Annotated in this window: 12 protein-coding genes; 3 read left to right on the top strand and 9 right to left on the bottom strand. The window is 68.9% G+C overall.

Annotation, left to right across the window (positions count from 1 at the left end; all coding sequences use genetic code 11):
• From ACXAID_RS22565 to ACXAID_RS22550, 4 genes are all read right to left on the bottom strand, one after another.
• Positions 1-245, bottom strand: a 245-nt coding sequence (locus ACXAID_RS22565; protein WP_475024421.1) for an RNA-binding protein, incomplete at its 3' end; no start/stop codon positions are given.
• Positions 246-667: 422 nt separating this feature from the next.
• Positions 668-1468: a pseudouridine synthase gene (locus ACXAID_RS22560; RefSeq protein ID WP_475024423.1), complete on the bottom strand. Its 801-nt coding sequence runs from the start codon at positions 1466-1468 to the stop codon at positions 668-670.
• 53 nt (positions 1469-1521) lie between these two features.
• Entirely contained in the window at positions 1522-3240 is a 1719-nt protein-coding gene (locus tag ACXAID_RS22555) for a glycerol-3-phosphate dehydrogenase/oxidase (protein ID WP_475024422.1), read from the bottom strand.
• 94 nt (positions 3241-3334) lie between these two features.
• Complete coding sequence (locus ACXAID_RS22550) at positions 3335-4750, bottom strand: NAD(P)H-quinone dehydrogenase (protein WP_475024420.1); 1416 nt, start codon at positions 4748-4750, stop codon at positions 3335-3337.
• A 101-nt stretch (positions 4751-4851) separates the two neighbouring features.
• Here ACXAID_RS22550 and ACXAID_RS22545 point away from each other — a divergent pair, with 101 nt between their 5' ends.
• Entirely contained in the window at positions 4852-5331 is a 480-nt protein-coding gene (locus tag ACXAID_RS22545; protein ID WP_475024419.1) for a gamma-glutamylcyclotransferase family protein, read from the top strand.
• Here the strand turns inward: ACXAID_RS22545 and ACXAID_RS22540 are convergent.
• Positions 5328-6668, bottom strand: a complete 1341-nt coding sequence (locus tag ACXAID_RS22540; protein ID WP_475024418.1) for a UDP-glucose dehydrogenase family protein — start codon at positions 6666-6668, stop codon at positions 5328-5330. The genes ACXAID_RS22545 and ACXAID_RS22540 overlap by 4 nt on opposite strands.
• A gap of 100 nt (positions 6669-6768) precedes the next feature.
• The gene (locus ACXAID_RS22535) at positions 6769-9723 is read right to left on the bottom strand and encodes an MMPL/RND family transporter (protein WP_475024417.1); all 2955 of its coding nucleotides are present in this window, start codon (positions 9721-9723) and stop codon (positions 6769-6771) included.
• A gap of 151 nt (positions 9724-9874) precedes the next feature.
• On the opposite strand from ACXAID_RS22535, the gene ACXAID_RS22530 reads away from it, so the two are divergent.
• Positions 9875-10447, top strand: coding sequence for a TetR/AcrR family transcriptional regulator (locus ACXAID_RS22530; RefSeq protein WP_475024416.1), 573 nt, complete (start codon positions 9875-9877; stop codon positions 10445-10447).
• A gap of 8 nt (positions 10448-10455) precedes the next feature.
• Here ACXAID_RS22530 and ACXAID_RS22525 read toward each other — a convergent pair whose 3' ends face one another.
• Positions 10456-11619: an amidohydrolase gene (locus ACXAID_RS22525; protein ID WP_475024415.1), complete on the bottom strand. Its 1164-nt coding sequence runs from the start codon at positions 11617-11619 to the stop codon at positions 10456-10458.
• Positions 11616-12797, bottom strand: a complete 1182-nt coding sequence (locus tag ACXAID_RS22520) for a M20 family metallopeptidase (protein WP_475024414.1) — start codon at positions 12795-12797, stop codon at positions 11616-11618. Before ACXAID_RS22520 ends, ACXAID_RS22525 begins: the two co-directional genes overlap by 4 nt.
• Positions 12798-12866: 69 nt before the next feature.
• Between ACXAID_RS22520 and ACXAID_RS22515 the strand changes: the two genes are divergently transcribed.
• Positions 12867-13688 carry a purine-nucleoside phosphorylase gene (locus tag ACXAID_RS22515; RefSeq protein WP_475024413.1) on the top strand — a complete coding sequence of 274 codons (822 nt, stop codon included), beginning with the start codon at positions 12867-12869 and terminating at the stop codon, positions 13686-13688.
• On the opposite strand, the gene ACXAID_RS22510 is transcribed toward ACXAID_RS22515, so the two are convergent.
• Positions 13634-13952: AbrB family transcriptional regulator (locus ACXAID_RS22510; RefSeq protein WP_475024412.1), on the bottom strand; the 319-nt coding region annotated here is incomplete at its 5' end. The two genes, ACXAID_RS22515 and ACXAID_RS22510, sit on opposite strands and share 55 nt — an antisense overlap.

The following is a 13952-nucleotide window of genomic DNA, read 5'->3' as shown; positions in this document are numbered from 1 at the left end:
GGCGGAGGGGGAGGGGGAGGCGGCGGCGCTCCCGGCGGCGGGGGCGGCGGCGGTGGCGGGGGCGGAGGCGGTGGCGGCGTAACGTAATTCATCTCCCACAGCGGATCCGAACACCCGGTGACGTCGACGAACCGTCCACCGACCGAACCGCAGATCGCCTCCGCGGTCGGTGCGGGCATCACGACGGGGCTGAGCACTCCGCCCACGAACACCGCCGCGACGGCAACAAGCCAGGACTGGCGCAACTTGGAGCTCCTCCTCGTATCCGGCGGCGGACGCCGCGACACCGGTGTCGATTGTGACAGTCGACGTGAAGTCGTGGGGGCCGAACCCGCGCGCGGGCACCGCGGCCGCCCCGTTGCGCGGACCGACGATTTGCCAGATCTGCGCGGATCCGACACGAGATCACCTGTTGTCACAGTAACTGGGCATGGCGGGGCGGTGCGCGGCCAAGCTGATCTTGTTGCGGAATCAACATGCTCGTGAGCAAACTTAGATTAGACCGATTAGAGAAAGTCGATGCACGTCAACGACCCGCCAGCCCACCCCCGCAATTCGCCCAGCGAACGGTCTGGGAATGTCGTACATTGGCTGGGAGCGCGCACCACGCGCGGTGTGCGTTCAGATCGCAGTGAGATTCGAGGGGTACTCGCGATCTGGGCGCACACTAGGAGCCGAGCGCCCTGCCGCTGCTGAAGCTCTGGTACACCCCGGTCAGCGGGTCGTGGAACGCGAGGGTGTGTGCGAGCAGCCTCAGCGGCGAGGAGAAATCACCGGCAGCGACGTCGAGCACGTCCGGATACAGCGGATCGTTGAGGATGGGCAGCCCCAGCGACGCCATGTGCACGCGCAGCTGATGGGTCCGCCCGGTGCGCGGCGTCAACCGGTAGTGCCCGGCGCCGAGCTGCTCGATCAGCGTGTGGGCGTTGGGTTCACCCGGTTCCTCGGTCGCCTGCAGGCAACCGCGGCGCTTGACGATCCGGCTGGTGAGCGTCTGCGGGAAGGACAACGCCGGATCGTGGCCGGCCCGGGCGAGGTAGATCTTGTGCACCCGCCCCTGGGCGAACATGCTCTGGTAGGCCCCGCGCACCTCACGGCGCGCGGTGAACAGCAGGACCCCGGCGGTCAGCCGGTCCAACCGATGAGCCGGCGCCAGTTCGGGTATCCCCAGCTCGCGCCGCAGGCGCACCAGCGCCGTCTGCGCAACGTGGCCACCACGGGGCATGGTGGCCAGAAAATGCGGCTTGTCGACCACCACGATATCGTCGTCGCGGTACAGCACGGGCATGTCGAACGGCACGACCGCTTCGTCCGGCAACTCGCGGTACAGGTAGACCACTGCACCGGCGGGCAGCACCGTCGTCCCGTCGGCGACCGTCCCGTCCGCGCAGACGACTTCCCCGGCAAGGACTTTCTCGCCCGTCCCCCAGCGCCGCTGGAACTCCTCGGCCACGTTTCCGCCCTGCATCCGCACCCGCGCAGGCCCCAGGCCGTCACGGACGGGCAGCGGCGCCGAGGGACTCAATTCAACGGCACCGGTTCGAGGATCTCGGCGCGTGCCTCGGGCGCCGCGGCCCGCAGCGCATCGGCTGAGGCGTCGTCGGGCTGGCGCTGTGAGCGGACTTCGGCCTCCACCCGCGCAAGGTAGGTCGACACTTCGCGGTCGACCTCTTCGGGCGTCCAACCCAGCACCGGCGCAACGACTTCGGCGACTTCCCTGGCACAGTCCACTCCGCGGTGCGGATACTCGATGGAGATCCGCATCCGGCGAGCGAGGATGTCCTCCAGATGCAGAGCCCCCTCGGCCGCCGCGGCATAGGCGGCCTCGACCTTCAGGTAGACCGGCGCATCGGTGATCGGCTCGAGCAGGTCGGGACGGTCCTGTGCCAGCTTCAGCACGTCGTCGATCAGCGACCCGTAGCGGTCGAGCAGGTGGCGCACCCGGTAGGGGTGCAGGCCGTAGAACCCGCCCACCCGCTGGGTCTGGTTGACCAGAGCGAAATACCCGTCAGCACCCACCAGCGGCACCTTCTCGGTGATCGAGCGCGCCACCCGGGTCGGCACGAACTCCGCGGCGGCGTCGATCGCGTCCTCGGCCATCACCCGGTAGGTGGTGTACTTGCCGCCGGCGATGGCCACCAGGCCCGGTGCGGGCACCGCCACGGCGTGCTCGCGAGACAGCTTCGAAGTCTCCTCGCTCTCGCCGGCCAGCAGCGGCCGCAGCCCCGCGTACACGCCGTCGATGTCGTCGTGGGTCAACGGAGTTGCCAGCACCGTGTTGACATGGCCGAGGATGTAGTCGATGTCGGCCTTGGTGGCGGCCGGATGCGCGAGGTCGAGGTTCCAGTCGGTGTCGGTGGTGCCGATGATCCAGTGCGTTCCCCACGGGATGACGAACAGCACCGACTTCTCGGTGCGCAGGATGATCGCGACCTCGCTGACGACGCGGTCGCGGGGCACCACGACGTGGACCCCCTTGGAGGCACGCACCCGAAACCTGCCGCGCTGCTTGGACAGCGCCTGGATCTCGTCGGTCCACACCCCGGTCGCGTTGACCACGACATGTCCGCGCACCTCGGTCACCGCACCGTCTTCGGAGTCACGCACCCGCACGCCGGTGACCCGGTCACCTTCCCGCAGCAACGCCACGACCTGGGTGGAAGTCCGCACCACGGCCCCGTAGTGGGCCGCTGTGCGCGCCACCGTCATGGTGTGCCGGGCGTCATCAACGACGGTGTCGTAGTAGCGGATACCGCCGATCAGCGACGAACGCTTCAGCCCCGGCGACAACCGCAGCGCACCGGAGCGTGTCAAATGCTTCTGCGCGGGAACGGATTTCGCGCCACCGAGCTGATCGTAGAGCATGATGCCGGCAGCGATGTAGGGCCTCTCCCACACGCGCCTGGTCAGCGGGAACAGAAACGGCAGTGGTTTGACCAGATGCGGAGCCAACGTCGTCAGCGACAGCTCACGCTCGTGCAGCGCCTCGCGCACCAGACCGAACTCGAGTTGCTCGAGGTAGCGCAGGCCACCGTGGAACATCTTCGAACTGCGGCTCGACGTCCCCGAGGCGAAGTCGCGGGCCTCGACCAGGGCCACCTTGAGCCCCCGGGTCGCGGCGTCCAGCGCCGCGCCCGCGCCGACCACGCCGCCACCGATCACGACGACATCGAACTGCTCGGCACCCAGCCGCTCCCAGGCGCGCGCGCGGCCCTCGGGATGAAGGACCGAATCCGGCATCTCGTCGCCCACCAAGCACTCCCTCAGTTACCGGCCAGTACCCGACCACCCTACGTCGGCCGGGGCGAACAATCCCGACAGCCCATCGGCCCGATCAGTCGAGATCGTCGTGTGCCATCAGCCGCCGAGCCGCCTCCACGATGGACCCCGACAGCGAGGGATACACCGACAGGGTCTGCGCCAGATCGGTCACCGAGATTCGGTTCTGCACCGCGAGCGCGATCGGCAGGATCAGCTCCGAGGCGATCGGCGCGACCACCACTCCGCCGATCACCACGCCGGTCGCGGGCCTGCAGAAGATCTTCACGAAGCCGTGCCGCAGCAGCGACATCTTCGCTCTGGCGTTGGTGCTCAGCGGCAACGTCAGCGTGCGGGCCGGGACCTCACCGCTGTCGATCGCCGACTGCGGAATGCCCACCGCGCCGATCTCGGGCCGGGTGAACGTCGCCGAGGCCACGGTGCGCAGCCGGATCGGCGCGACTCCCTCCCCGAGAGCGTGATACATCGCGATGCGGCCCTGCATCGCGGCCACCGAGGCCAGCGGCAGCAGCCCGGTGCAGTCCCCCGCGGCGTAGATCCCCGAAGCCGGGGTCCGCGACACCCGGTCGACCGGAATATAGCCGCCGGGCTTGAGCTCGACACCGACCCGCTCCAGACCCAGCTTCTCGGTGTTGGGCACCGACCCGACGGTCATCAGCGCGTGGCTGCCCTCGACGCTGCGGCCGTCGGCGATGGCGACCTTGACCCCGGTGTCGCTGCGGGTCACCGAGTCGGCGCGAGCGTTCTTGACCAGGGTCACACCACGCTCGGCGAACACCTCCTCGAGCACCGCGGCGGCGTCGGAGTCCTCGTGCGGCAGGATCTGGTCGCGGCTGGCGACCACCGTCACCGTCACCCCCAGCTCGGTGTAGGCGTTGCAGAACTCCGCACCGGTCACCCCGGAACCGACGATGATCAGGTGTTCGGGCAGTTCAGGCAGGTCGTAGACCTGCCGCCAGGTCAGGATCCGTTCGCCGTCGGGCACCGCGTTGGGCAGCACGCGGGGGCTGGCGCCGGTGGCGATCAGCACCACGTCGGCCTTGAGCACACCGACCTTGCCGTCGGCAGTGGTGACCTTCACCCGGTGATGGGCCATGCCCGAGGTGTCGTCGACCAGTTCGCCGTGCCCACCGATGATCGTCACACCCTGGTTGAGCAGCTGCCGTCCGATGTCGGCGGACTGCGACGACGCCAGCGTCTTGACCCGGTTGTTGATGTCGGGCAGCGAGATGGGGGCGGCATCGATGCCGATGTCGTAGCCCAGACCTTCGGCCCGACGCAGCTCGGTGCGCACCCCGGTCGAGGCGATCAGCGTTTTCGACGGCACGCAGTCATAGAGCACGCAGGCCCCGCCCAGTCCGTCCGAGTCGACGACCGTCACCTGAACGACGTCACGTCCGTGGGCGGCTGCCACCAGCGCCGCCTCGTATCCGGCAGGTCCTCCACCGATGATCACGATGCGCGTTACCACGCCCCCAACCTATTGCACTCAAGGCCGGCGCGGGCGTGCGGATACCGGGCCGCGCACCGTGCGGTCCTATGGGGGGTTCACAATGCGTTTAAGCTTTTCGGGTGCCGCTCTACGCCGCCTATGGATCGAACATGCACCCCGAGCAGATGCTGCAACGGGCTCCGCACTCCCCGATGTCCGGGACTGGATGGCTGCACGGCTGGCGTCTGACGTTCGGCGGTGAGGACATCGGCTGGGAGGGCGCGCTGGCCACCCTGGTCGAGGATCCGAGCTCCAAGGTCTTCGTCGTGCTCTACGACATGACCAAGGAAGACGAGGACAACCTTGACCGCTGGGAGGGCTCCGAGCTCGGCTTCCACAAGAAGATCCGCTGCCGGGTGGAGCGGACCTCGTCGGACACCGACACCGACCCGGTGCTGGCCTGGCTGTACGTGCTCGACGCGTGGGAGGGCGGGGTGCCCTCGGCGCGCTACCTCGGGGTGATGGCCGAAGCCGCCGAAATCGCCGGTGCCCCGGCCGAATACGTGCACGACCTGCGGACCCGCCCGTCGAGCAACATCGGCCCGGGGGCGGGCTCCTAGCTCTTGGCGTGGGCCCCGGCCCTGCCGAAACCCCGGTAGTCCCAACCGGCGTCCGTCCACCGCGCCGGGTCGAGACAGTTGCGGCCGTCGATCACCTTGCGGTGGCGCACCACGTCGGCGAGTTCGTGCGGATCGAGATCACGGAACTCCTGCCATTCGGTGAGCACCACCACCACATCGGCGTTCTGACATGCGTCGCGCGCCGACGGGGGGTAGCCCAGTGTCGGATAGAGCACCCGGGAGTTGTCCATCGCCTTGGGGTCGTAGACGTTCACGGTGGCACCCTGCAGCTGCAACTGGCCGGCGACGTTCAGCGCGGGCGAGTCCCGGACGTCGTCGGAATCGGGTTTGAACGCCGCGCCGAGGACCGCGACGCGGGCCCCCAGCAGTCCCCCCTCGCAGCTGTCCTTGACCATCTCGACCATCTTTGTCCGGCGCCGCATGTTGATGCTGTCGACCTCACGCAGGAAGGTCAGCGCCGGGGCGGCGCCGAGCTCGCCGGCACGGGCCATGAATGCCCGGATGTCCTTGGGCAGGCAGCCGCCGCCGAACCCGAGCCCGGCGTTGAGGAAGGCGCGGCCGATCCGGTTGTCGTACCCGATCGCGTCGGCCAGCTGCACGACGTCGGCACCTGCGGCGTCGCACAGCTCGGCCATCGCGTTGATGAACGAGATCTTGGTGGCCAGGAACGCGTTCGCCGCGGTCTTGGTGAGTTCGGCGGTGGCCAGATCGGTGATCAGGAACGGCACTCCCTGTTCCAGCGGTTCGGCGTAGACCTCGCGGGCCACCGCCTCCACGCGGCCCAGGCCGTCGTGGGCGACGCCGAGCACCAGCCGGTCCGGCAGCAGGGTGTCCTTGATGGCATGGCCCTCCCGCAGGAACTCCGGATTCCACCCGAGCTCGAGGTCGTCGCCCGCCGGCGACAGGCTCCGGGCCAGCGTGCGGACCGCCTCGGCGGTACCCACCGGCACCGTCGACTTCCCCAGAATGACCGCCGGATGGTCGATCAGCGGCGCCAGCGTTCGCACCACCGCATCGATGGCCGATACGTCGGCGGCGAACTCGCCGCGTTTCTGCGGCGTGCCGACCGCCAGGAAGAACACCTCGGCGAACTCGGCCGCCTCGGCATAAGACGAGGTGAACTGCAGCTTGCCCGCGGCGACCATCTCGCGGGTCAACTCTTCGAGACCCGGTTCGTAGAAGGGCATTTCCCCGGAGCGCAACTTCTCCAGCTTGGCCTCGTCGACGTCCACCCCGAGGACGTCATGGCCGAGACGCGCCATGCACGCGGCGTGGGTCGCACCCAGATAGCCGGTACCCAGAACAGCCATTCTCATCTGCTCAACCCCATTTCATCCCCTTGATCGAGCGACAGGACATCCCGCCCCACCAAAAGATAACCGGAAAGTCCCGGCCGCGGCAGGCCAGGGACCCAGGCTAGGGACCCGAGGTGGGCTGCGGCCGCGCGGGGACGGACGGCCAGGGCACCGGCACCGGCCGGGGGCGCACCTGCTGCGGCCACCAGAACCAGCGCCCCAGCAGCGCCGCGATCGACGGGGTCATGAAAGACCGGATCACCAGGGTGTCGAAGATCAGCCCCATGCCGATGGTGGTGCCCACCTGACCGATGATGGTGAGGTCGCTGACCGCCATCGTCATCATGGTCAGCGCGAAGACCATGCCGGCGGCGGTGACGACCGACCCGCTACCGCCCATCGTCCTGATCAGGCCGGTGTTCAGGCCCGCGTCGATCTCTTCCTTCAGCCGCGACACCACCAGCAGGTTGTAGTCCGCCCCCACCGCCAACAGGATGATCACCGCCATCGGCAACACCATCCAGTGCAGTTCGATACCCACCAGGTGCTGCCAGACCAGCACCGAGAGCCCGAACGATGCACCGAGCGACAGCACCACGGTGCCGACGATCACCGCGGCGGCGACGATCGCCCGGGTCAGGATCAACATGATCACGAAGATCAGGGCGATCGCGGCGATCCCGGCGATCAGCAGGTCATACTGGGTGCCGTCGGCCATGTCCTTGAACGTGGCCGCGGTGCCGCCCAGATAGATCGTCGAGCCCTCCAGCGGGGTGCCCTTGATCGCCTCCTTGGCCGCGGTCTTGATCGCGTCGATCTTCTCGATTCCGTCCGGGGACAGCGGGTCACCCTCGTGGGCGATGATGAAACGCACCGCGTGCCCGTTCGGGGAGATGAACTGCTCCATGCCGCGCTGGAAGTCGGCGTTGTCGAACGCCTCCGGCGGCAGATAGAAGGTGTCGTCGTTCATCGCGTCGTTGAACGCGTCGCCCATGGCGGTGGAGTCCTCGCTCATCTCCGCCATCTGTTCCTGCATGCCGCCCTGGGTCTGCTGCATCGTCAGCATCATGTCGCGCTGCGAACGCATCGACTCGATCTGCGAGGGCATCAGTTCGATCAGCTGCGGCATGATCGCCGCCATCCGCTCCAGTTCCGGCAGCAGCTCCTGGACGTTGTCGGTCAGCATGTTGGTGCCGTCGATCAGATCGAACAGCGACCGCGCCGTCCAGCACACCGGGATGTTGTAGCAGTGCGGTTCCCAGTAGAAGTAGTTGCGGATCGGCCGGAAGAAATCGTCGAGATCGGCGATGTGGTCGCGCAGCTCGGTGATGTCGGCGGTCATGGTCCTGGTCTTGGCCACCATGTTCTGGGTGACATCGGACATCTCACCCATCAGGCTCTGCATCCGCTGCATCGTGTCGATGGTGTTCTGCAGCGCCGCGGCCTGAATCGACATGTCGTCCATCCGGTCGAGCTGGTACTTCTCGTGCAGCTTCTGGGTGCCGCCCTGGCGGCTCATGATGTACGGGATCGTGGTGCCGTCGATCGGGGTTCCGTCCGGACGGGTGATGGTCTGCACCCGTCCGATGCCCTGGACCCCGAAGATCGCCTTGGCGATCTTGTCGATGACCAGGAAGTCGGCCGGGTTGCGCAGATCCTGGTCCGACTCGACCATCAGCACCTCGGGGTTCAGGCGCGCCGGGGAGAAGTGCCGTTCGGCGGCCGCGTATCCGATGTTCGACTCGACGTCGGCGGGCAGGTAGTTGCGGTCGTTGTAGCTGGTCTGGTAGCCGGGCAGGGCCAGCAGGCCGACCAGCGACACCGCGACGGTGGCCACCAGGATCGCGCCGGGCCACCGCACCGTGGCGGCGCCGATGTTGCGCCAGCCGCGCACCCGCATCGCGCGTTTGGGTTCCAGCAGCCCGAACCTGCTGGCCGCCGTCACCACCGCCGGCCCGAAGGTCAGTGCCACGCAGATCAGCACCAGCATGCCCAGCGCCAGGGGCACTCCGAGGGTCTGGAAGTAGGGCAGCCGGGTGAAGCTCAGGCAGAACGTCGCCCCCGCGATTGTCAGACCGGACCCGACGATGACGTGCGCGGTGCCGCCGAACATGGTGTAGTACGCCGACTCCGGCGTCTCGCCCTTGCCGCGGGCCTCCTGATAGCGCCCGATCAGGAAGATGGCGTAGTCGACCGAGATCGCGATCGCCAACGTGACCAGCAGGCTCGTCGCGAACGTGGAGAGTCCGATGATCTCGTGATAGCCCAGAAAGGCCACCGCCCCGCGGACCGTCAGCAGGCTGAGCCCGACCATCAGCAGGATCAACAGAGTGGTGACGATGGACCGGAAGAACAGCACCAGCATGATGGTGATGACGAGGAAGGTCAGCGCCTCGATCATCCGCATGCTCTCGGTGCCGGCGGTCTCCTGCTCGGCAGCCAGCGCAGACGCGCCGGTGACGTAGGCGCTGACGCCCTCGGGCGGCTGGCTCTCGGCGACCAGGTCCTGGACGGCCTCCACCGACTGGTTGGCCAGCGCCTCGCCCTGATCGCCGGCGAGATAGACCTGGAAGTAGGTGGCCCGGCCGTCTGCGCTCTGCGCGCCCGCGGCGGTCAGCGGGTCGCTCCACAGGTCCTGGACGTGCTCGACGTGGGTCGTGTCCGCCTCGAGGGCGGCGATCAGGTCGGCGTAGTAGGCGCGGGTGTCGTCGCCGAGCTGGTCCTCGCCTTCCAGCACGACCATCACCGAGCTGTTGGACTCGTACTCCTCGAACACCTCACCGATGCGCTGCATCGAGATGACAGCGGGCGCCTCGTCGGGGCTCATCGACACCGACCGCAGCTTGCCGACGTCCTCGAGCTGGGGCACCGAGATGTTGAGGAACGCGGCGATGGCGATCCAGATCAGCAGGAAGGGGACCGAGGCCAGCCGGATGAACCGGGCGATGCGGTAGAAGTGCGGCCGTCGATCGTCGACGGGCGCTTCGGCCGGTGCAGTGCTCGGAGCCACCAAACTCCTTCCGAACCGTGGGTCGTCCTGCCAGGCGATTCGAAAAGCGTTGCGATGGACACGCATTCGATATGAATAACCCGATCAGCAGGTATACCCTATACAAGCGGCTAACTTGGTTCAAGCCGTTAGGTTAACTAGTGACCCGGGCAGGCGAGGGGCCACGATGTGAGCTGGGATACATATCGGCAGCCTGATGCCGGTCCGAGGAGGGCATGTGGCCAAGCCGGTCGCGACGCGCGGCTTCGCCCGCGAACGGGTGCTGGAGGCCGCCCTGGACCTGTTCGCCGACCACGGCGTCAGCGGCACGTCGCTGCAGATGATCGCCGACCGGCTGGGCGTGACCAAGGCCGCGGTCTACTACCAGTTCCACTCCAAGGACGACATCGCGCTGGCCGTCGTGAAACCGGTGTACGACGACATCGCACACCTGCTGCGGATCACCGAGACCCTGCCGACGCCCGACACGCGCCGCAACGTGTCGATGAGCGGCATGGTGGAACTCATCATCCGGCACCGCCGCGTCTCCAGCGTCTTCTACGGCGACCCCACCGTCCACCACCTGCTCGAGACCAACGACGAATACCGCCGCCTCGGCGACCGCCTCGCCGACGTGCTGCTGGGCCCGGACCCCGATACGGCATCGCGGGTCGCGATCTCGATGCTCAGCGCCGGCATCCACGGCTGCGTCAACGACCCGATGACCAGCGACGTCGACGACGCCGAACTGCTGACGATCCTGCTGGAGATGACCAAGAAGATTCTGGAGACCTGTCTGCCCAACCGCTGACACCCCCGCTAGGCGTGGGCGATGAGATTCACCAGCAGGCGCACCCCGATACCGAGCGCGCTTTCGTCGATGTCGAACGTCGGCTGATGCAGGTCCAGCTGCGGGCCCTGCCCGCTCCACACGCCCAGCCGCGCCATCGCACCCGGCACTTCCTCCAGGTACCAGGAGAAGTCCTCACCACCGCCGGACTGCAGGGTGTCGGCCAGCACGTCGGGGCCGATGTCCTCGATCGCGCGGGTGACGATTCGGGTGGACGCCTCCTCGTTGACCACCGGCGGCACCCCACGCCGGTACTGCAGCACATACTCGACACCCAGCGGTGCCAGCAGCGACGAGATCGTCTCCTGGACAATGTCTTCCAGCGTCAGCCAGGTCTCCCGGCTGGCGGTGCGCAACGTGCCGGCCAAGGTGCCGCTCTGCGGGATGGCGTTGGCGGCCACACCGGCGTTGACCGCCCCCCACACCATCACGGTGCTGTGGCGCGGATCGACCCGCCGGGACAACACCCCAGGCAAGCCGGTGATCAGCGTGCCCAGCCCGTAGACCAGGTCGCTGGTCAGGTGGGGCCGCGAGGTGTGCCCGCCCGGCGAGTGCAACGTCACCTCGATGTGGTCGGCCGCCGACGTGATCGGGCCGGCCTTCACCCCGACCCGGCCCACCGCCAGGTGGGGGTCGCAGTGCAGGGCGAAGATTCGGGATACCCCGGTCAGCGCTCCGGCAGCGATCGCGTCGATCGCGCCGCCGGGCATCAGCTCCTCGGCGGCCTGGAAGATCAGCCGCACCCCGACCGGCAGTTCGGACGCCGAGGCCAGCGCCATCGCCGCCCCCAGCAGCACCGCGGTATGCGCGTCGTGGCCACACATGTGGGCGACACCGGGCACCAGCGACGAATACGGGGCCCCGGTGCGCTCGTCGAGCGGCAGTGCGTCCATGTCGGCCCGCAACGCCACCCGCGGCCCGTCGTCGGGCCCGAAATCACACATCAGCCCGGTCCCGCCCGGAAACACCTTGGGGTTCAGGCCGGCGTCGGCCAGCTGGGCGGCCACGAACTGGGTGGTGGCGAACTCCTGACGCCCGAGTTCGGGATGGCGGTGGATGTGCCGGCGCCAGCCGACCAGGTCGTCGTAGTGGGCCGACAGCCAACGGGCCGCGGCGTGGGTCAACACGCTCATGACGACCGCCTCTGCAGCGACTCCAGCACCCGGCCGCGCTCGGCGGAGTTCTCGGCCAGGGCCACCACCGTGCGCGCCAGCATGATCGCCCCCTCGACCACGGCCGTGTCGGCGCTGGCGCCCACCGCCGCGGCGGCGAACTGCGGCTGATGTACCGACGCGCCACCGGCGTCGATCCCGACGATCGGATGGATTCCAGGCATGACCTGGGTCAGGTTACCCATGTCTGTGCTGCCCAGCGGCAGCGCCACCTCCAGGTCCCTGGCCACCGGGCTGCGCCCCAGCCGCTCCATCTCCGCGCGGAACGTCTCGGCCAGCCACCCGTCGGGGGTCAGCTCCAGGTACGGCGGCTCGGTCGCGGCGACCTGGTACTCACAGCCCGAACCCAACGCCCCGGCCAGGAAACAGTCGGCCATCCGGGACTCGAGCGCAGCCAGGCTCGCCGCGTCGCCGGCGCGCATCGTGTACTGCATTTCGGCGCGAGCCGGGATGACGTTGCTGGCCTGCCCACCATCGGTGACGATGCCGTGCACCATCTGGCCCGGGGCCAGCTGCTGGCGCAACAGCCCGATCGCCACCTGCGACACCGTGACCGCGTCGGCGGCGTTGATGCCCAGATGCGGCGCCACCGCGGCGTGCGACTCACGGCCCAGATAGGTCACGGCCACCTGCGACAACGCCAGCGAGCGCGCCGCGGCGATGTCCAGCGGGCCGGGGTGCAGCATCACCGTGGCGGCCACGTCGTCGAACACCCCGGCGTCGAGCATCAGCACCTTGCCGCCGCCGGCCTCCTCGGCCGGGGTTCCGAACAGCACGACCGTCAGGTCGAGCTCGTCGGCGACCTCGGCCAGGGCCAGTGCGGTGCCGACCGCCGAGGCGGCGATGATGTTGTGCCCGCAGGCATGGCCGATGCCGGGCAGCGCGTCGTACTCCGCGCACACCCCGATGACCAGCGATCCGCTGCCGAACTGGGCGCGGAACGCGGTGTCCAGACCCGCCGGCGCCGCGGTGACGTCGAAGCCCCGTTCGGCGACCAGCGCCTGCGTCTTGGCGCAGCTGCGATGCTCGGCGAATGCCAGTTCGGGCTCGGCGTGGATGGCGTGCGACAACTCGACCAGATCGCTGCGGCGTCGGGTCACGGCGTCCTCGACGCATGTTGACGGGGCAGCGGTGGGCATGCAACGCAGTATCCCACTGCTGTGCGCACAGTCCGATCGGGGCGAAGCGCGCCCACTAGGCTTCCGGTCGTGGAAGACGCCTCCAACGCCCCGGACCCGCAGGACCCAGCGGGTCTGGCCGGCCGGGCCGCCGACGCGGTAGCCGAACGCACCGGGGTCGAAGCCCATGACGTCGCGGTGGTGCTGGGGTCGGGGTGGGCGCCGGCGGCGGCGCAACTGGGTGACCCGACCGCCGCGATCCCGATGGCCGAGCTGCCCGGCTTCACCCCGCCCAGCGCCGACGGCCACGGCGGTCAGGTGCTCTCACTGCGGATCGGGCCGCACCGGGTGCTGGTGCTGCTCGGCCGGATCCACGCCTATGAGGGTCACGACCTGCGCCACGTGGTGCATCCGGTGCGGACCGCCGCCGCGGCCGGGGTGCACACCGTGGTGCTGACCAACGCCGCAGGAGGCCTGCGTGAGGACTTCACCGTCGGGCAACCGGTCCTGATCGGCGACCATCTCAACCTGACGGCGCGCTCCCCGCTGCTGGGCGCGCGGTTCGTCAATCTGGTCGACGCATACGCGCCGCGGCTGCGGGCGCTGGCCCGCGAGATCGACCCGTCGCTGGCCGAAGGGGTGTATGCCGGGCTGTCCGGCCCGCAGTACGAGACGCCCGCCGAGATCCGGATGCTGCGCACGCTGGGTGCCGACCTGGTCGGGATGTCGACGGTGCACGAGACCATCGCGGCTCGCGAGGCCGGCGTCGACGTGCTGGGGGTGTCGCTGGTGACGAACCTGGCGGCCGGGATGACCGGGGAGCCGCTCAGCCACGAGGAGGTGCTGGCGGCGGGCCGTCAGTCCGCGACGCGGATGGGTTCGCTGCTGTCCTCGGTGATCGCCCGGCTCTGACCCCGGCTGGCCCACGCCACCGCACGGACCAGCAGCGGCGCCGCGAACAGCATCATCAGGATCCGCACCACCTGCGCGGCGATGATGAACGTCACGTTGGACCCGGTTTCCACCGCGGTGGCCAGCACCGCGTACACGCCACCGGGGCTGGTCGCCAGATACCCCTCCAGCAGGGTCAGGTCGGCGACCCGGCTCAGCAGCAGACCCAGGCCGGCGGTGGCCGCGCCGAGCACGGCGATCAGCGCGAGCGCGGCGGGCAGCAGC

It is taken from the genome of Mycobacterium sp. ABE4_509 (assembly GCF_056160785.1).
This window is presented reverse-complemented; position numbering and strand designations above follow the sequence as displayed.

Bases quoted from the DNA above. Each gene is read 5' to 3' on its own strand.
- ACXAID_RS22560 (WP_475024423.1), bottom strand. From the start codon at position 1,468: ATGCAGGGCGGAAACGTGGCCGAGGAGTTCCAGCGGCGCTGGGGGACG.
- ACXAID_RS22555 (WP_475024422.1), bottom strand. From the start codon at position 3,240: ATGCCGGATTCGGTCCTTCATCCCGAGGGCCGCGCGCGCGCCTGGGAG.
- ACXAID_RS22540 (WP_475024418.1), bottom strand. From the start codon at position 6,668: ATGAGAATGGCTGTTCTGGGTACCGGCTATCTGGGTGCGACCCACGCC.
- ACXAID_RS22535 (WP_475024417.1), bottom strand. From the start codon at position 9,723: ATGCGTGTCCATCGCAACGCTTTTCGAATCGCCTGGCAGGACGACCCA.
- ACXAID_RS22525 (WP_475024415.1), bottom strand. From the start codon at position 11,619: ATGAGCGTGTTGACCCACGCCGCGGCCCGTTGGCTGTCGGCCCACTAC.
- ACXAID_RS22520 (WP_475024414.1), bottom strand. From the start codon at position 12,797: ATGCCCACCGCTGCCCCGTCAACATGCGTCGAGGACGCCGTGACCCGA.